General features: G+C 45.2%; 16 protein-coding genes. 4 read left to right on the top strand and 12 right to left on the bottom strand.

What is annotated here, in order from left to right; all coding sequences use genetic code 11:
- Nucleotides 1-66: 66 nt before the first annotated feature.
- From BLS59_RS09935 to BLS59_RS09910, 7 genes are all read right to left on the bottom strand, one after another.
- Nucleotides 67-960 (bottom strand): helix-turn-helix domain-containing protein, encoded by an 894-nt coding sequence (locus BLS59_RS09935; protein ID WP_091148497.1) that lies wholly within the window; start codon nt 958-960, stop codon nt 67-69.
- Between the two features lie 75 nt (nt 961-1,035).
- Nucleotides 1,036-1,707, bottom strand: coding sequence for an SDR family NAD(P)-dependent oxidoreductase (locus BLS59_RS09930; protein WP_262492943.1), 672 nt, complete (start codon nt 1,705-1,707; stop codon nt 1,036-1,038).
- 17 nt (nt 1,708-1,724) lie between these two features.
- Complete coding sequence (locus tag BLS59_RS32470) at nt 1,725-1,853, bottom strand: SDR family NAD(P)-dependent oxidoreductase (RefSeq protein WP_262492942.1); 129 nt, start codon at nt 1,851-1,853, stop codon at nt 1,725-1,727.
- A gap of 215 nt (nt 1,854-2,068) precedes the next feature.
- Nucleotides 2,069-3,007, bottom strand: coding sequence for a glycoside hydrolase family 43 protein (locus BLS59_RS09925; RefSeq protein WP_091148494.1), 939 nt, complete (start codon nt 3,005-3,007; stop codon nt 2,069-2,071).
- A 285-nt stretch (nt 3,008-3,292) separates the two neighbouring features.
- Nucleotides 3,293-5,251 carry a glycoside hydrolase family 97 protein gene (locus BLS59_RS09920; protein ID WP_091148491.1) on the bottom strand — a complete coding sequence of 653 codons (1,959 nt, stop codon included), beginning with the start codon at nt 5,249-5,251 and terminating at the stop codon, nt 3,293-3,295.
- A gap of 133 nt (nt 5,252-5,384) precedes the next feature.
- On the bottom strand, nt 5,385-6,896 hold the full coding sequence (locus BLS59_RS09915) for an alpha-amylase family protein (protein WP_091148489.1): 1,512 nt from the start codon (nt 6,894-6,896) through the stop codon (nt 5,385-5,387).
- A gap of 52 nt (nt 6,897-6,948) precedes the next feature.
- Nucleotides 6,949-10,338 (bottom strand): DEAD/DEAH box helicase, encoded by a 3,390-nt coding sequence (locus BLS59_RS09910; protein WP_162842603.1) that lies wholly within the window; start codon nt 10,336-10,338, stop codon nt 6,949-6,951.
- Nucleotides 10,339-10,500: 162 nt separating this feature from the next.
- Here BLS59_RS09910 and BLS59_RS09905 point away from each other — a divergent pair, with 162 nt between their 5' ends.
- The 3 genes from BLS59_RS09905 to BLS59_RS09895 all read left to right on the top strand — a co-directional run bounded on the left by BLS59_RS09905 (nt 10,501) and on the right by BLS59_RS09895 (nt 13,370).
- Entirely contained in the window at nt 10,501-11,520 is a 1,020-nt protein-coding gene (locus BLS59_RS09905) for an LLM class flavin-dependent oxidoreductase (RefSeq protein ID WP_091148487.1), read from the top strand.
- Between the two features lie 83 nt (nt 11,521-11,603).
- A complete protein-coding gene (locus tag BLS59_RS09900) occupies nt 11,604-12,566 on the top strand; it encodes an aldo/keto reductase (protein ID WP_162842602.1) in 963 nt (320 codons plus the stop codon).
- A complete protein-coding gene (locus BLS59_RS09895) occupies nt 12,567-13,370 on the top strand; it encodes an AraC family transcriptional regulator (RefSeq protein ID WP_091148483.1) in 804 nt (267 codons plus the stop codon). It begins immediately after the preceding gene.
- Between the two features lie 50 nt (nt 13,371-13,420).
- On the opposite strand, the gene BLS59_RS09890 is transcribed toward BLS59_RS09895, so the two are convergent.
- The 4 genes from BLS59_RS09890 to BLS59_RS09875 are packed head-to-tail and all read right to left on the bottom strand — an operon-like array spanning nt 13,421 to nt 16,157.
- On the bottom strand, nt 13,421-14,206 hold the full coding sequence (locus tag BLS59_RS09890) for an alpha/beta hydrolase (RefSeq protein WP_205411234.1): 786 nt from the start codon (nt 14,204-14,206) through the stop codon (nt 13,421-13,423).
- 33 nt (nt 14,207-14,239) lie between these two features.
- Nucleotides 14,240-14,641, bottom strand: a complete 402-nt coding sequence (locus BLS59_RS09885; RefSeq protein WP_091148481.1) for a DUF1634 domain-containing protein — start codon at nt 14,639-14,641, stop codon at nt 14,240-14,242.
- 20 nt (nt 14,642-14,661) lie between these two features.
- Nucleotides 14,662-15,495 (bottom strand): sulfite exporter TauE/SafE family protein, encoded by an 834-nt coding sequence (locus tag BLS59_RS09880; protein ID WP_091148479.1) that lies wholly within the window; start codon nt 15,493-15,495, stop codon nt 14,662-14,664.
- Nucleotides 15,496-15,506: 11 nt separating this feature from the next.
- Nucleotides 15,507-16,157 (bottom strand): FadR/GntR family transcriptional regulator, encoded by a 651-nt coding sequence (locus BLS59_RS09875; protein ID WP_091148477.1) that lies wholly within the window; start codon nt 16,155-16,157, stop codon nt 15,507-15,509.
- 183 nt (nt 16,158-16,340) lie between these two features.
- Here BLS59_RS09875 and BLS59_RS09870 point away from each other — a divergent pair, with 183 nt between their 5' ends.
- Nucleotides 16,341-17,525: a metallophosphoesterase gene (locus tag BLS59_RS09870; RefSeq protein ID WP_091148474.1), complete on the top strand. Its 1,185-nt coding sequence runs from the start codon at nt 16,341-16,343 to the stop codon at nt 17,523-17,525.
- Nucleotides 17,526-17,671: 146 nt separating this feature from the next.
- On the opposite strand, the gene BLS59_RS09865 is transcribed toward BLS59_RS09870, so the two are convergent.
- The gene (locus BLS59_RS09865) at nt 17,672-19,159 is read right to left on the bottom strand and encodes a hypothetical protein (protein ID WP_091148471.1); all 1,488 of its coding nucleotides are present in this window, start codon (nt 19,157-19,159) and stop codon (nt 17,672-17,674) included.
- Nucleotides 19,160-19,161: the final 2 nt, after the last annotated feature.

The following is a 19,161-nucleotide window of genomic DNA, read 5'->3' as shown; positions in this document are numbered from 1 at the left end:
AGATGCTTGTTACATTTTTTACGATAGGCAAACAAAAAAAACTTATAAAGCAGGCTTTCGGTATATTTAGTTAAGCAGCTGCTTCTTAAATAGATTAGGGCTGATGCCTACTTCCTTTTTAAACAACCGTGAAAAATAGGAAAGGTTGTCAAAGCCTAAACCATAAGCGATCTCTGAAACAGATTTATCTTCGCTTCGGAGCCGGTTCTTGGCTTCGGACATCAAATAGATGTGGATATGTTCCAGCGCGGTTTTGCCGCTTTCCTGTTTGAGTACATCGCTCAAATAGCCGGCAGATATATTCAGGCGGGCAGCCATATCATGAACAGACGGTAAGCCTTTGGTGGCAAGCGCGCCGCTGGCTACATAACGGTCTATCTCCTGATTAAATTTTGTAACTGTTTTGCCGGAGAGTGCTGTACGGTTGAGAAATTGCCTTTTGTAAAAGCGCTGACTGTATTTTAACAAGGTATCTACATTAGCCAGGATCAGTTCTCGGCTGTATTCATCCTGGTTATTCTGATATTCGGTTTCGATTTTATGGTAGAGATCCCAGATGGTCTTTTCTTCACTTGGAGAAAGGTGCAAGGCTTCATTTATCTCGTAATCAAAGTAATGATATTTCTTAATTTCATCATGCAGGCTATGTCCGTTCAGGAAATCCTCATGGATAAAGATCAGGAAACCGTCTTCCTCCATCGCCAGGTTCCTCATTTCAATTACCTGCCGTGGCTTGAAGAAGGTCATAGAACCCCGCTCGTGGTCGTATTTGGTACGGCCATATAGAATGTGCCCTGAAATAATCTTTTTAAAGCCGATCATATAAAAATCGCTGGTAAATTCCCGGTCACCTATTGAGCAAAGACCGCCATTGCACTGATAGATGCTGAACAGCGGATTTTCGGGCGGCGGAAAGCCGTTCCCTTTATGCAATTCTGCTAAGCTTTTATAATGTTTCATTTCCGTAAATGCTAATGAACCACAAGCTACGAAATTTCTTTGCGTAGCTTGTGGTTCAATTTTTTAAATGATGTATTAATGACCGTGAGCTCCAGCAGACACATCCTTCCAGGTTTCAAATTCGGCCAAACGATCTGAATACACCTGCTTAACGCCCGGATAAGCTATTTTGCCCAACAAGAAGTGTAAGGGCGGGTTTTCACTATCAATCAGCGCTAAAACGGCAGGTGAAGTTGCCTCGGGTTTACCCCAGCTATCTGGCGTAGCGGCCGCAAAAAATGCTTCTTTTATTGGTGTATATAATTCATTAGGTTCTGTTTGGAATGCAGATGCACCGGCCCAGTCTGTTGAGAAACCATTAGGCTCAATCAGGCTTACTTTGATGCCAAATCCTTTTACTTCGCTTGCTAATGTTTCACTCAAACCGTTCACGGCATATTTCGAGGCGTTGTACAAACCTAAAACCGGCAATGTTACCAAACCCAGGAAGCTGGATACCTGGATAATGTGGCCGCTCTTTTGTTCACGCATGATTGGTAAAATAGCTTGTGTTACCCAAAGTACGCCAAAAAAGTTTGTTTCCATTTGCGCACGGGCTTGTTGCTCAGTGGTTTCCTCAATTGCGCCAAATAAGCCAAAGCCGGCGTTATTAATGAGCGTATCAATACGGCCAAAGTGTGCCTTTACTTTGTTTACTGCTGCAAAACAAGCCTCGCGGTCATTCACATCCAATTGTACGGGGAACACGGCATCACCATAAGCGGCTACGGGTCATCTAAATCTTTTGTATTCCTGGCGGTTGCAGCAACTTTATCGCCGCGTTCTAAAAGGGCCTTAGCCCAGATCTTACCGAAGCCGCGTGAGGCGCCGGTGATTAAAATTATTTTTGACATCTGTTTCTTTGTTAAATATTGAGAACAAAGGTATCGGCCAGATGCAACGCAGATTTGTCCAAAACACGGAATGATTAACACATTTTAACGATGCCCCGTTCTATTTCAGCAAAATGAAGTCAATTACGTGGCGGCTCTTATACCAAGAGCTGGCTAAAAGCGGTTGTATCACTACTTATAAAAACTACTTTTTGTGCTACACCTGGTATTTTTGATCAGGGTCCTGTTTCAAGATAACGGAAAGTCCCGGATATAACCGAGATTACCGCCGGGTTCTTTCCGGAAATAGAGAGTTTGACAACAGCAGTCTTGCGCTTACCGACGATACTTGAGGAACTATGTGTGTGAAAAACATAATACCATGCTCCATTCGCGGTAGCGAAGACATCGCCGTGACCGCTACCGTTTTGCCCAGTATTTTTCCTGCTGAGTATTGGATTTCCCGTGTACTTGGTCCATGGACCATAAGGGCTCGTGGCAGTTGCGTAGCCCACCGCGTAATCAATATTACGGAAATCATTGGCGGAATAAAACAAATAATACAGGCCGCCAATCTTGGTTACAGTTGGCCCTTCCGATACTGGCCAGTCAGAAGATGCTGTATTTTCCCATCCCTGTTCCGCATGGATGCATTCGGTAAGTGTGGTACTATCGATATCGCTGAGGTCATCTTTCAGCCGGGCCACATAGATACGGTTACCCCTGCCCAACCGCACATGATAAAGATAGAACTTACCATCCGTATCCCTAAAAATAAACGGATCGATCTGCTTCCCAGGCTCAGAAACAGGGTGATGTATATGCTGTACAAAAGGTCCGAGCGGACTGTCGCTGCTGGCTATCGCAATATGCTCGTCGGCGGTATAGGCCATATAATAGCTGCTATGATGCTTAAATACCTGCGGTGCCCAAAAGCCCTGGCGGCCGTAGCTGCTACCTTTTAACAAAGCAGGCTTGTCATGCAGCTTCCAGTGTTGCATATCGTCCGAGGTATAAACCCCGAAGCCGTCCGGGTTACCTGTGCCGTAAAGATAGTACACATGGTTTTCATAAAATATGGTCGGATCGGCCAGTTTAATGGTGTCCCTTCCGGCCTGCGCGTAACCGGCATTTATTAAGCCGGTTAATATAAAGATAAGCAAGAGCTTTTTCATTTGATTATTGTTGAAATTCTAATACAAATGTACAGGAGTGCCCCCTCCTTAGCGGCATGCACCGGATAAAAAGCCCCCTCCTCTATTTTGTATTGCATACTGTATTAACCTGGTTTGAAGTCGTCCGCTTATCTTACATTTTTATTTTCCTCATCACTTCTTAGGGTAAACAAAAGGCTAACCCTTCGTTCGCGCTTAAGTGGTTCAAGGATGATTCAAGGCCACAAGGTGCAGTCACCTAACGTGGCGCATACAATCTTCAAATAGTGAGGTTATCTGCTAACCTTAGTTAAGAACAGCCGCCCAGCCACCGTTCCGCACCATTTTAATATTAAGTCTATCGCCGGCTTTCACCTGCATTGTTTTTTTACGGTAATCCATAGCTTGTTTGCCGGCATTTATACCGTCTTCAAAATACGTCATGGTATAGGTTTTGCCTTTTTCTAAAAAATCAAAGTTAAGCTCTACAGTCCTGGTTTTTTCTTTACCATTGGTGATGCCTCCAATAAACCATTTACCACCTTTACGTTTGGCGGTAACGGCCAGTTCACCTACGGTTGCTGCCAGGGGTTTTGTTTCGTCCCAGGTAGTAGGTACGCTGCTGATAAATTCGGTACAATCGGCATTACGATAGTAAAGAGTAGGATTATCGCACAACATTTGCACACCGCTTTCAAACACCACATACATAGCCAGTTGGTTTACACGAGTACCGTTTGCAGATGCATTGGGGCGTGTAGCCTGGTTAACATCCGGCTGCATATTGATCATAGCACCTGGCGTAAAATCCATGGGACCAACGGCGTTACGCATAAATGGCAGGTAGATGCTGTTATCAGGGCTACAGCCATTCATTTGCTCCAAGCCGCGTACACCCTCGTATGATATCAGGTTTGGATATTTATACTCCAGTCCCGACGGTTTAAAGGCGCCATGAAAATCAACAAATATCTGGTGCTTGGCAGCTTCTTTAACTACATCCTCGTAATAGTTTACCATCCATTGGTCGCTACGGTCCATAAAATCAATCTTAACGCCCTTTATGCCCCACTCCTGGAAGGTTTTAAACAGATCCATGTTGTTGTGCACCGTTAGCCAGGTTAACCACAAAATAATATCCACGTTTTTAGTTTTACCATACCGGATCAGCTCTTTCACATCAACCTTAGGATTTGGTGTGTATGGGTCGGTTGTACTATTAGCCCAACCTTCGTCCATAACAATGTATTTGATACCATATTTCGAAGCAAAATCTATATAGTATTTATAAGTATCCAGGTTATAGCCCGATACGAAATTAACATCGGGCCCGTAAGGAGTAGCATCGTTCCACCATTCCCAGCTGGCTTGCCCGGGTTTAATCCATGACGGATCGGCGATTACGCTTTTCGATGCCAGTTTCAATGTCATGGTGTTGGCCATCAGCTGGCGGTCGTCTTTAGTGATCACAAAATAGCGCCAGGGAAAATTGCGGGTTCCCTTGGTTTTGGCGATATAATCTGCCGACTTCAATATCTTCTGACTACGGTCGCCATCAAATCCAAATTCAAGCGGCGCTTTGGGGAATGTAGCCTCGGCACCGCTGCCGGTACCCTTTAAGAACATGCCCGGATAATCAGACAGATCAGATTCGCTGATCAGTATCTTATAGTCTTTTTTAGTATCTATTAAAGCGGGCAGGTCGGCCATTTTATCATTTGCTTTCCAGTCAGTAGATTCAATGTGCTGATAAGCTTCTTCGTACGATGTTTTAAAGCTATCGTTTTGCTGTAAATGCAGCAGGTAACCGGTTGGGAAATTGATCGAGAAGTCCTCGTTCAGTACTTCAATATCTCCTTTTTTATTGGTGATAAAGCGGTAAGCAATCCCATCGTCAAAAGCGCGAAACTCTACTGCGTAATTTCCTTTAAAAGTCAGCAGTAAATCATTATAATTACTTTTAACAGTCGAAAATTTCAATGATACATAAGGCTTAATAATTTCTTCGCCTTTAGTTTTTTTGGCCGAAACCAGTTTAGGGCTTGCACCAAGGGTACCGTCATTTAAGATCAGCCCCAAATGATTTTTGGTCAATAGTTCCTGGCTACCACCGGTTACCGAGTAATAAATTTTATCACTAAGGCTGATAGATACCTTTAGTTCGCCATTGGGTGATGCCAGTTCAATGGGTTTAGTTTGTGCATTAATTTGGGCAGATATGCCTAACAGGATAAGGCAACCGGCTATTTTGTTAAAAAAATTCATTTTTGGGTTAAATAATTTGTGTGATCAGGGTTTTAAATTTTGCTTTAAAATTGGGTAAAAGTTTAAGAAATCTGCTATTAAAAGTAAATAAAGAATGCTGCCGCCGTATTATCCCTAAATAAGGCAAGTTATATCATCGTTTAAAGCTTAAAACCAATCCCGGTTCAGACTTGTCATTTTTTGAAGCAGCAGCCAGCCCTATTTTATCGATAACCTCACCCGGTATGATAAACTTATTGCCTTTACGTATAACCTGTTTCGTTATATTTACAGGTGTAGTGCCTGCCAGATCCTGGGCGTATATACTTGAATAAGGCATGAGTTTATTAACCTGAATGGTTAGGTTATTGTAATGCCCAAAAATCCCGAAAGGTTTATCTGACCGCTCCACTTTCAATACCACATCTGCACGGGGCATAAGATACTCCCGGCCAATGGTGCGCCCAATGGAAGCAATAGCGATAGCGCCGTTAGGATATCGGGATGCCAGGATATAAGGCTTTATGGTGTCGCCTTTTTTTAAGGTAACCGTTGGCTTTTCCAGGCCGCGGGTAATAACAGCCGGCGCCTGAAACGTGTTATTAAAACCCTCTCCATGATTGCTCATCCATGATTCTCCTTTTTTCATTAACCAGTTATCATGAAGTAAAGCAGTGTCAACATAAACGTTTGTTTTATTAATACCAAAAGGTAAAGCTATCCTGTGCCACATCACGCAACGGGTTACTTCATCAAGCCGGTTTTTAAGATCTCTTCCCACTGGTGGAAACACATAATCCTGAGTACCATCAGGCAAATTGCCTTTAAATTCATGTCGCATTATACCTATGGCGCTGCCGGTTCCCGCAGCGATATAAGGCTCATCCTCACAATTAATTACGCTCACTGCCTCACCTTTAGGTAAAGCCGTAAGCAATTTACCAATCCGGTTAATCGTATGCGGTATGGCAATAACATTTTCCACATCGTAAGTACGGTAAACCGCAGCTGATGACAGCACCGATGGGGTCATGGCCTGTTCAATAATAAGTTTGGGGGCAACCTGCCTGCCTAACTTTGTAAGCCAGGCACGCCAGGCCGCATTTTCCGAATCGTTTCCCCAGTCTACCTTCCAATAGCTGACGCCCGCGTTTTTCATCCAGTTAAAACGCTCGGTCCAGTAAGCCACACTATCACTGTTTTTATATTTGGGGGCCTCCTGCGCGCAAATCCAAAGGCCCAGGCCTTTCCAACCCAGGCTTTTTGTTTTATTGGATAATGCTGTTAGTTTTTGCCCGGGAGATAAACCACTTACAGACGGGAATCTTTCATCATCAACAACCAGACTACCGTAATAGCTTTTGTCGCCGTTGAGCGGCGTTTCCCAATCATCGTCCAATACCAGGTAAAGATCCTTGTGTAATTTGGAAAACATAGCCGCCCAACCTTCGTAAGCATTGTGGCCGAAAACGTTTTTTTCGATCATTGCCTGCCTCATTATCTCAACCGGTTTATAACTCGTTGCATAGCCTTGCACATTCCAGGTACAAAAATAATCAGGTGCCTGCGAAGGTTGTGCAGGTATTAGTGAAGGCTGTTTGTTTTGACTATAGCCTGCTAATGCTAAAAGGCTGAAAATACCGGGTAATAACAGTTTACTTTTCATGAATATATTTTTTACCAATAGTTAATATTTCGCGGTAATAGTTAGCCTGTCACTAAAAATTTCCATCTACATTGGCCGGTGCAAACAGATCTAACAGGGCTTCTTTAGAGAAAGTTCCTAACCTGCCTGCATCGGTATGGATCAGCTGGCCTGCCAGTGTTTTTTTATCTTCCTGCAACAGCTGTATCTTTTCCTCCACCGTACCCGGGCAGATGAGCCTTATTGCAATAACCGGTTTATCCTGCCCTATCCGGTGACAGCGGTCTATGGCCTGGTTTTCTACCGCGGGGTTCCACCAGGGATCAACCAGGTATACATAGTCGGCTTCCGTTAAATTGAGCCCGGTACCACCCGCTTTAAGGCTGATCAGGAAGACGCGTTTACTGTTGTCGGTCTGAAATTCCTGGATAACCTGCGGCCGGTTACGAGTTTGCCCGGTAAGCCGGCAGTGGCCTATATTTCGCTTAACCAGTTCTTGTCCAATCAAATCGAGCATACCAACAAACTGGGAAAATACCAGGATTTTATGCCGCGGGCTTTTTTCTTCCAGCTGTTCCAGGAGCACGGCTATTTTGGCAGAGGCATCGCCGGGCAGTTTGTCCCCCTTGATCAGTGAAGGCGAATCGCAGATCTGGCGCAATTTGGTCAGTCCCTTGAGCACATTCATGGCGCTTTTTTTCAGTACATCGCCGTTCAGGGCAGAGATATAATCCCGAAACTCCGTTTCATAGGCATCGTATATCCTGCGTTGTTCGGCACCCATCCCGCAATGCAGGATCATCTCCGTTTTTTCAGGCAGTTCGGTGGCTACCTGTTCTTTAGTGCGGCGCAGGATGAACGGCGCTATCTTTTGCTGTAATTCAGCTGCTCGCTTACTGCTTTTAAATTTATCTATCGGTGATGAATAGATCGCTTTGAAATAATTTTTGCTGCCGAGTAAACCCGGGCAGGCAAAGGATAACTGGCCGTAAAGATCAAATGTATTGTTCTCGATGGGTGTACCGGTGATCACGATCCTGTTCCTTGATTGGAGCAACCTAGCGGCTTTATAGCGCTGCGATTCCGGATTTTTGATCTGCTGTGACTCATCCAGGAAAACATAATTGAACGCAAAGTCTTTCAAAAAATTTATATCCTGTAGTAAAGTGCCGTAAGAGGTCAGGATCACTTCATGCGCGTCAAAACCGGCGGTGTTTTTAACCCGGTCGCCCCCGTAAATAGTTAACACCCGTATGGATGGAGCAAATTTTCGCAACTCTTGTTCCCAGTTAAAGATCAGCGAGGTGGGAACAACAACCAGGTTGGTGTTCCGTGTGGTTTTGCGGCGTTGTGAGAGGATGAAAGCGATGACCTGTATAGATTTTCCCAGTCCCATATCATCGGCCAGGCAACCACCGAAATTAAAATCATCGAGAAAGTTCAGCCAGTTCAGCCCTTGTTGCTGGTACGGGCGTAGCGTACCAGTGAGTTCTTCAGGTACGGCTACCGGCCGGATAGTTGCAAAATCTGCCAGGCGCTGCCGGTAAACGCTGATCTCGTCACTTACCTTTTCGTCCAGCATCGCCGCCTCAAAAAGTTCTTCTATCACGGTATAATTAACCTTGGGAATGGCAAGGGTATCACCTGCAGCGATTTCGCCGGCATTAAAATAAGTTTCGAATTTAGCCAGCCATTCCGCAGGCAGAATACCCTGTGTGCCATCATCCAGCTGAACATACCTGCTTTTATTTTTGACCGCGCGGTAAATCTGTTTAAGCGCGGCGCGCTTACGGCCAAAACGGGCATCGACCAGGGCATTGAACCAGTTGATCCCGCTCAGTACCTGAATTGTGATCTTAACTTTGTTCGGGTTCAGTTTATTACCTTCTAATTCATTAAAACCCAGTATCGTAATACCCTGGTCCTGCCATTGCTCAAATACATCTAAGAACCAATCCTCATTTAAAAAATGTCTTTTGTGGAGATAAAAATAATGCAGCCCGTTTTCCAGCTGTTCTTCAAACCAGGCATGCTGCCGGATCAGTAAAGTTGTAAAATTGAGTTCTGCCGCTTCATCCCGCTGCACCAGGAACTCGTGGCCCTTAGTATCCGCCGAATAGATCTGCCGTTTGGTAAGTACCGATATCTCCACCTCGCCGTAGCGCATCACGGGGATCAGCATAACGTGGGTACCGAAATCAGAGAGGTAGATGATCCGTTCTGTATCTGCGGTAAACCCTTGTTTTTCCAGCTGTTGCGGCGTGGCCTTGGGTATGTATTTATAGTTAACCGCTATATGGTCTTCCAGCGGGCTCAATATCCTGGTTTTAAACTCTCCAAACTTGGTTGCGTGAACCGCGATAGCTTCTTTACCGGCAAACAGGCTGATCAGGTTCAACACCTGTAAATTAGGCGGCAGGTATAACAACTCGCCATCGCTGATAAAATAAGTAAAGCGGGTACGCAGTTCCTGTAGTTTCAGTTGCGCGCCGGCTAACTGGATAAAACCATTGATCTCTACAAAATTGGATACCGCATTTACGGTAAGTTTCAACTCGCCTGGTAATGGAACTGCTGAAACGGGTATCAACGTGCCAGCGGTCACTTTTTCGCCCAGTTCCTGGTTGTGATAATAAAAGTCGTACCCCAATGGGTTTCTGACAATGGCTTTCAGGGCGGTAAGATCAGCATCAGACAATTTGGAGTCGAGGCGGTTCTGAAATTTTTGTATGCCGGTAAAAAATTTAAGTTGTTCGTGGTCTTCGGTTTCCCAGACAAAATCAAGCGGCGATAGCTGTTTCAAAGGGTTCTTGAGCTTTCCCTCCAGGGTAAGTTGCGAGGTATAGAGTTCGATGTTCAGGTATTTATAATACCTGTGCTGGCGGATTACCACGTTGACGCGTCCGGTTTCTTTTATGCTGGCTGGTTGGGGTAATAAGTTTGTATGGAGATGGGCCAGGCTGTCTTTGGTAACCGGCAGGATGGCATGGCTGACCGGAAGAATCTGAATTTTGTTAGCCGAATAACTGACCGAAAAATAGGCGTCCAGATCCTTTTCGTTTTCCAGGCCATAATCTGTAGCTATCTTTTTGATCTTTTCGTGCCGCAATGCCTGGTCGTAAAATACCCGCAATTCCTCTCTTTTTATAATTGCAGTGAGTACCTGTGCCTGGTGTTCGCATAGTGTATTCGGTCCGCTCTGGCAGTCGCAGGATAGTACAAGCCCGTCAGCTTGCTGGTTGACGATGACATCCGGGAATGCGGTTAGGGTACGCTTGTTGGTAAAAACACCACTATCTACCATTAAATGAACAGGCAAAATATCGTTGACACCTTCAGTAAAAGTTGCGGCCGCAGCATATTGCGCAATCAGCACTTCATTTAATACGGCAATGGATGCCCCTTTAAATAATAAGTTATGGTTCCGTGAAGTATCGTTAGGATCGCCGGTCAGTTTTAGCACGGGCCTAAGATATTAATCTATTCGCTATCGCTGAAGGAAAAGGGTAAATCGTCCGGGAAGAACAGCAAAAGACGGTCATCGCGATAAACCCCGATTTAAAATACAAAAGCTTGACTTTTCTTTGATGCACAACAAGCTATCTATTAATTAGCTTTGTACTACATGAAGAAAATTGGATTTTTATCGTTTGGACATTGGTCCAACCATCCTACTTATCAAACCCGTACTGCGGGTGATACCCTACTTCAATCCATTGACCTTGCGGTCGCGGCTGAAGAGATCGGAATAGATGGTGCTTATTTTCGCGTCCATCATTTCGCGCGTCAATTGGCGTCGCCCTATCCGTTACTTTCGGCCATCGGCGCCAAAACCAGCAAAATAGAGATCGGGACGGGTGTGATCGATATGCGTTATGAAAACCCAATGTACATGGTGGAAGATGCCGGCGCTGCCGATCTGATTTCAGGAGGGCGTTTACAGTTAGGGCTCAGCAGGGGTTCGCCGGAGCAGGTCATCGAAGGCTGGCGGTATTTCGGTTATGAACCTGCAGCGGGAGAAACCGACGCGGATATGGGACGTACCAAAGCCCTGGAGTTTCTGGACAAATTGAAAGGTACCGGATTTGCACAGCCCAACCCGTACCCGATGTTCCCAAATCCGCCGGGCTTATTACGCCTGGAACCGCATTCGGAAGGACTGCGGGAACGCATTTGGTGGGGCGCTGCATCTAATGCCACGGCCATTTGGGCAGCCGAGAACGGTATGAACCTGCAAAGTTCTACCCTCAAGTTTGACGAAAGCGGCAAACCATTTCATATACAGCAGGCCGAACAGATAAGGTTATACAAAGAAGCCTGGAAAAAAGCAGGACACGAACGCGAACCCAGGGTTTCCGTAAGCCGCTCTATTTTTGCGCTGGTAACCGAACAGGATAGACAATACTTTGGACAGGCAAAAGGATCAGATAGCTTTGGTTACATTGAAGCTGATAAACGGGCGGTGTTTGGCAAAAGTTATGCTGCTGAGCCCGATCAGCTCATCAAGGAACTGGCGCAGGACGAAGCTATTCAGGAAGCAGATACGGTGCTCTTGACCATACCAAATACGTTAGGCGTTGATTACAATGTTCATGTACTGTCTGCTATTTTAGAACACGTTGCTCCGGCACTGGGTTGGCGATAAATTTGAGCCGCATAAGCAAGTTATTTGAGCTGCCCAGGAAACCATAAAGCGCGCAAGTTGTTGACCTTTGTGTTATGAAAAACATGGATAAAATTCAATTAGGCCAAAATGGACCGCTGGTATCCAAATTGGGGCTGGGTTGTATGCGCATGTCCTCTATATGGGGCGGCCCAACACCTGACGAACACGAAAGTATCGCCACCATCCAACAAGCGTTAGATAGTGGTATCAACTTTTTGAATACGGGCGATTTTTACGGAGCCGGCCATAACGAAATACTGGTGGGCAAAGCCATTAAAGGCAGGCGCGATGACGCTTTTATAAGTGTGAAATTCGGCGCCATTTTTCATAACGGCCAATGGCTTGGGTTGGACTTACGCCCCATGGCCATTAAGAATTTCATCAACTATTCGCTAACCCGTTTAGGCATCGAAACCATCGATCTGTACCAGCCCTGCCGCATGGATAACAGCGTACCAGTCGAAGATATTATCGGCACGGTTGCTGACCTGATCAAAGAAGGTAAAGTGCGGTACATTGGTGTTTCAGAGATCACTGCCGACCAATTACGTGAAGCCAATACCGTTCACCCTATAAGCGCACTGGAGATTGGTTATTCCTTAGCCGACCGCCAGATTGAAAGCGAACTGTTACCTACCGCAAAAGAACTCGGCATTAGTGTTGTGGCTTTCGCCAACACTGCCGAGGGTTTATTAACCGGCGAAATGAAGGCCCCGCTTGCAGCAAACGACTACCACAGCCATTTCTCGCGTTTCCAGGGCGATAACCTGATCAAAAACCTGGAAAAAGTAGAGGTCTTAAAGCAACTGGCCGGTGATAAAGGTTATACGCCAACACAGGTAGCTATTGCCTGGGTAAACGGACAAGGCGACCATATTATGCCGTTGGTGAGTATGAGCCGCAGGACTCGTTTGCCGGAAAATATGGCCGCTATGAACATCAGCTTTAACGCTGAAGAAATGAAGCTTTTAAATGATACTTTTGCCGTAGGTGCTATTTTAGGCGGCACTTATTTACAACGCTAAATGACCAATCCAACAGAAATACTCCCAGGCTTGATCTTCTATTCCTATCTTTCCGCCGAACGGAAAGACAAGGTATGCTTTTGGGCAAACCACGCCCTGGTACTGATGGTGTCAGGGCAGTTCGGTCTGGAAACATCCGGTCAAAGTATTTCTATTAAAGCGGGGGAAATGCTGCTGATTGGCAAAAACCAGCTGGGTACGCTGACCAAGACCCCGCTGCCCGGCGAAAATTATGAAAGCATCGTGATTTCCCTGCAGGAAGAACTGCTGCGGAAGGTTGCCTTGGAAGAACAGCTCTCGGCGGGCCAAAAATACACCGGACCGCCGAATGTCCAGATTCCGTCCAATGCGTTCCTGCAGGGATACTTTCAGTCTATCATGCCCTATGCCCGGGAAGCGGCCGGAACACTCAGTGAGGAAATGGGTATCCTGAAAGTCAAAGAAGCGGTTAAGCTGTTGCTGCACACTATGCCTGCGTTGCGCAGTTTCCTCTTCGACTTTTCTGAGCCTCATAAGATAAACCTGGAAAGGTTCATGGTAAGCAATTATCATTTCAACGTCCCGGTCGAAAAATTTGCGCAGCTGACGGGGCGAAGCCTGGCCGCATTCAAACGCGACTTCCAAAAAACTTTCGGCGCACCGCCCCGGCACTGGCTGCAGGACAAACGGCTGAATGAAGCCAAACACCTGATCGAGCACAAGCGCCAAAAACCCTCGGCCATCTACCTTGACCTGGGCTTCGAGAGCCTGTCACACTTCTCGCATTCTTTCAAGAAAAAATTCGGTAAAGCGCCAACCGGCTAACCTTACTGATCTAACAGGTGCTGCAGTAGCATTTTTATTTGTAAGCCATTTTACTTAACCGGACTATTTGTTGCTGCATCTATAATTAACCGTGCCGCTTCCTGCGGGTGCGATTGATAAACGGAATGACTGGCTCCGGCTATTTCCACTACCGTACTTTTGGCACGTTTAGCATACATGCGTTCCAGATCTGGATTGATAATACGGTCGGCCCCGGCCACCATGTACCAGCTTGGTTTCACCCGCCAGGCCGGGTTTTGAATAATGGCATGAAAAACCACATCAGCGGCAGGCATTTGCGCATTGGCCGTAAATTCGGCTATTGGTTTTGGCAGGTCGGCAGCAAAATCAGCGTAAAAACTATTGGGTGCGATGAAGTCAAAACCATCGCCCCCTTTTTGTAATGATTTATAAGCAGAAGGATATAGCTTGCCGTTTCCACCCTCGCTCTCTCCATTGTCGGGCGCATGGGCAGCAATGTAAACAAGGCCAGCTACATGGCTGTCATTCCCGGCAATGGTTATAATTGCACCGCCATAACTGTGCCCCACCAGAATACATGGGCCGTCCTGCATTGCCAACACCCGTTTCACCGCTGCTACATCACCATCAAATGATGTTAAGGGTTGCTGGGTGACACTTACATGAAAACCCTTCTTCACCAGAATATCATATACCGGTTTCCAGCCCGAGCCGTCTACAAAGGCACCGTGTACCAGTACAATATTCTTTATACCTGCCGGCTGCTGGGCGGCGGCATTATTGTAATTACAAACAAAGTAAAACAGCATTACGCTAAACAGGAAAAGCCTGTTTTTATTGATCAAATTTTTCATGGTAATAGATTTAATGTTTGAGATGTACTTCAATTATACTTTTAGCCCGCCAAAAATGCTCACCATCATCACGGTTAAAACTATCGTGGTGATGAGGATATACATTTTATCTTTTTCAAGTACAAAGCCAATTAACGAAAACGCGATGCGTAAAATAGGTGTAGCAATAAGTACCAACACGCCCAACTGGATGATGGCTTTTGCACGCATCCCTATTGCTCCTGTCAGTATCTCGCCAAAGTTGGTATAACCGGCCCGCGTGCCTGTGAATTGATGATAAGGCGGCAATTGCAGCTGCCCTGATTGGCTAAGATAGATTAGGCCGCCAATAAGCACAATAAGGCTGGAGATGATAACCCCATATCTTAATTGCAGACCGATAAACTGTTCAATATCCTTATCGGCAAAAAAATGTTTTGAAATAAGTTTTTTCATAACTGTAAAAATTATAGGGTTTAAAACTGGTGGTTATAACCGTTGTAGATCATCTCGATAGCTACAAATGAAATGGCCAGGCAAAATATATATTTCAGTACTTTGGGGTCCATGCGGGTAAGCAACTTCGATCCGGTAAATGCACCACCCAACACACCCAGCACAACCGGGAACGCAATGCCGGGATCCATATAGCCACGCTGCAAGTAAACCACCGCACTTGCCGCCGCAGTTACGCCAATCATAAAATTACTGGTAGTAGTGCTCACTTTAAACGGGATATGCATGGTTGAATCCATAGCTAAAACCTTAAGCGCGCCAGAGCCAATACCCAGCAAGCCAGACATAATACCGGCAAGCGTCATTATAGAGAATCCTGCACCGACATTTTTTAACTGGTAGCCTACTTCGCCGTTTTTGGTTGGGTAACTGCTGTTCAGCTTTAGCTTTAGTGCCAAGGCACTACCGGTTATTAGTGCTTCCTGGTTCTTTTTGCGAATAGTCATGGCAGCAGAAAAAAGCAGGATTGCTCCAAACAGGATGGCTATGGTATTAGTAGGTGTATAAACGGCTATTACCGCGCCGGCAACAGCACCAACCGTAGTTGCAATTTCCAGGAACATGCCCAGGCGTATATTGGTAATACCCTCTTTTACGTAGGCACTGGCGGCGCCAGATGAATTGGCAATAGAAGCCAGCAATGCCGCGCCGATAGCATAGCGGATATCAACGTGAAAAACCAGGGTAAGCAATGGGATAACTACTACCCCGCCGCCCAACCCTGTGAGCGAGCCTACCAGGCCTGCCAAATAAGCCCCGGCCAGTAGTATGATGGTGAATGTTAGAATGGTCATGATATTTTGAATTAATAATTATGGTCCAGTATGTTCCGGATGATTTCCTGGGCGTGTTTTTTTCTTTTTGATTTTATAGCTGCAAAAAGATTTTCATGCAGGTGATGGCTCATGGCAAAATGTGTAATGCCGCGCTCCTCGCGTTTAGAAAAAAATGTCCGGATGGTATGGGTAAAGTTTTGGTACAAGCCCGCCAGCACTTTATTTTTCGATGCATTGGCTATAGCCATGTGGAAGGCAATATCAGCATTAGTGCAATCCTGCCGGTTTTCGGCTATAATAGCCTGCTTACGCAGCTTCAGTTGCTTTTCCATTTCCTGCAGTTGAGCCGAGGTGTGGTTATCAACCGCCAGTTTTACTATTTCTTCTTCCAGCAGCTTCCTTACTGCGTTGATGTCATCAAAATCTGCTACGGGTAAGCGCCCAATTACATTTTCTTCTGGCTGTATCTCATTCACAAAGGTGCCCGAGCCTTGCTGAACTTTAAGAATACCAGCCATGGCCAGGCTTTTTATGGCCTCGCGAATGCTTGACCGGCCAACTTCATAAGCCTTCATCAACTCGGGCTCGGCCGGTATTTTTTCGCCTGCCTTATATTTTCCGTCAAGGATATCCTGTTTGATCCTTGACGAAACTTTGTCTGATAATTTTTGATTTTCCATTGTTCTCAAATTCTTTTACAAACATACGATGTTTTACTTAAACATCAGATGTTTTAAAAAATATATTTTTCATCCGACTTTAATTTCTCCTTTTTAGCATCTGTATAAATTATTGTGTTTAGGTAAACCAGTTATTTATTTTATTTTTTTAAAATGTTTTACGGTTATGTTCGTCTTCCCATTATGGCAAGACGACTTCCCCTCCTATTACTTCTTTGGTTATTTACCGATATTTACTTTTTCCAGGCTGTTAAAACGCTTACCGATAACCCGTTCATTCATACAGCTTATCGCCTGATCGACTTCATTCTCATTGGCGGAATGATCGCTGTTATATTCTTACGGCGAAGCGGAAAGACCGCTCAAAGCCTGATCGCCGCGTTAATGGCTTTTATGCTTTTAACCTTTGTGCCCCGCTTATTCTCCTTACCTGTATTGCTCATTGAAGATATCACTCGTTTCTTCAGAGGAATCCCGATGCGGGCATTATGGGTTAGTGAACTAACTATGGCACTTGCAGCTGTAATATTTTTAGTGGTGTTGTTCGGCATTACACGGGGCCGGCACTTCTACCGGGTACGCAGGGAAACCTTGTTTTTTCCTGACCTGCCAGAGGCATTTGACGGTTTTACTATTACCCAACTCTCCGATATCCATTCGGGCAGTTTCAGCAGCAATACCGGCGTACAAAAAGGCCTCGACCTGGTAAATGCGCAGGCCAGCGACCTGGTTTTGTTCACCGGCGACCTGGTGAACAACAAAGCATCAGAAATGGACCGCTGGATTACGGCATTCTCCAAACTAACTGCTGCTTACGGCAAGTTTTCCGTATTGGGTAATCATGATTACGGCGATTATGTGCGCTGGGAAAGCGAAACCGAAAAACAGGATAACCTTGTCCGTTTAAAGCAGGTACATGGTGATATCGGTTTCAGATTATTGCTTAACCAATTCATCAGTATCAAAAAAGACGGGCAGGCCATAAACCTGATCGGCGTGGAAAACTGGGGAAAGGGTGGTTTTCACAAATACGGCGACCTTGGAAAGGCCGCAGCCGGATTGCCTGAAGACAGCTTCAACATCCTGATGTCGCATGATCCCTCTCATTGGGACGCGGTAACCCTGGGCCATCATCAGCATATTCATTTAACACTTGCAGGCCACACCCATGGCATGCAATTCGGTATCGAACTCTTTGGCTTTAAATGGAGCCCCATCAAATACATTTATAAACAATGGGCGGGGCTTTATGAGCAGGCCGGAAAATACTTATATGTAAACCGCGGATTTGGTTTCCTCGGTCTTAAAGGGCGCATCGGGATGTGGCCCGAAGTAGCGGTAATCACACTTAAACGGCTGACCATGTAGCCCTTAAAGGGGCATTATTCCTCCTGTACCCGCGTCTGCTTTGCAAGCCTGTAACTGCTAAACGCCAATAATGTAACATCCATTTTAGTCCCACCCTCAGCAGGGTTAAAATGCAGTATATTTCACGCCGCGCCTTCCAGGGGGCGTTAGTTGTTATCCTGCAGAAGTGTCAGAACTACTTTATAAGCTATTTTTTTCTCCCAGCGTGCTATCTGCCAGGCAATAAAACTCAATGTGAAGATATCGTTATTTTCTATCCTGCCTAACTGGTTTAAAACCGCATTTCTATACGTCGTTTCAAAAGCCACATCTGGTTTTAACAGGTATTTTTCAACCAACCCCAGAAACAATAGCACGCGTTCTTCCGAGGTTTTCAGCAGATACTTTTTATATCGACGCCGGAAACTGTTTAGCCGTGACATAGCAAGTTCGATGTTAGAGAACTGGGCATGGACTAAAATTTCCATCAGGTTTTTTCTAATGGTCCATAACATACCCATTTTCTTTTCATACCAGGCATCGGTACGTGTCAGTAAAGTTAGCTGTTTCAAACTTCCCCGGTCATTACAAAGGGCCAAAAACATGGTAAGGCATATTCGTAAATCTTCGATATCTTCTGGTTTAGATATCTGTTTTGTGTTGGAAAGCGATTCCTGCAATAAAGCGATCGCATCGTCTGCAAAACCTGTGTAGAACAGGTTGAGTGCAGAGAGCAATTGATAGCGCAAATAAAACAGTGTATAATAACGAGTATCCGCAACCATTAGATCCATCATTTCCTTAAGATACGATGCACTCTTTACAAAATCCTTTTGCCTTAAATCAAAGTTTGCCAGAAAATACAGGATGGATATATGGTAAAAAAGGTAGGACGATTTTTTATCTGCCTGGTTTATAAATTGATTCGTTCGGTTGATATAGCGCGCTATCAATCCGTAATTCTGCTGTATTGCTGCGTATTCATTCGCGATGAAAAGAATTTGATAAATGGACTTATAGGTCATTAGGTCCTGTATGGAAATTTTGTATTTCCGGATTGTCGCCAGCATCAAGGTCGTCAAATTAACGATCTTCCCTTTCAGGTGTATCTCCTGCAATTCCTGCCTTAAAAAGGCATAGGCCATATTGAGCTTAGCCTCGCGCTGCATATCGGCCTGGTTCCGGAGAAAGCGCGCAGTCAAAGTTTCGAGGTCTTCAGCTCCCGGCAAATGGGCATACTGCAGTTTCAACAGCAAGAGTTCGTTTATCAAATTAAACTGCTCCAAATGTTCGGCCAGGCGTTCAGCCTTATTCAAACATTTGAACGCTATCTTGACAACATCATTTTCTAATAAAAAACGGCCCACCACCACCAGGCGTAACGCGTCATAGGTTTCAGAATGGCTCTCGAAAGTTTTTTGCGATAAAAATAGCAGCAAATTATCCTGCAGCCTCTTGCGTAAAGCGTGATAGGCATCCTTATTTTTCCCTGGCTTATACAGTTTTTTTATACCACCTATATCGTCAGTTTTTATTAAATCGAGTAAAGCTATGTTTTTCACATCATCCCGTTTGTTTTTCCGCTGTAAAAACTGCCTGAATAGCATTTTGTCGTTATCATTGAGCAGATTAACTAACTCCGATAGTGAGTCCATAT

Source organism: Mucilaginibacter pineti (assembly GCF_900101875.1).
GTDB lineage: Bacteria > Bacteroidota > Bacteroidia > Sphingobacteriales > Sphingobacteriaceae > Mucilaginibacter > Mucilaginibacter pineti.
The sequence above is the reverse complement of the archived record's forward strand: the minus strand, read 5'-3'. Positions and strand labels throughout refer to the sequence as shown.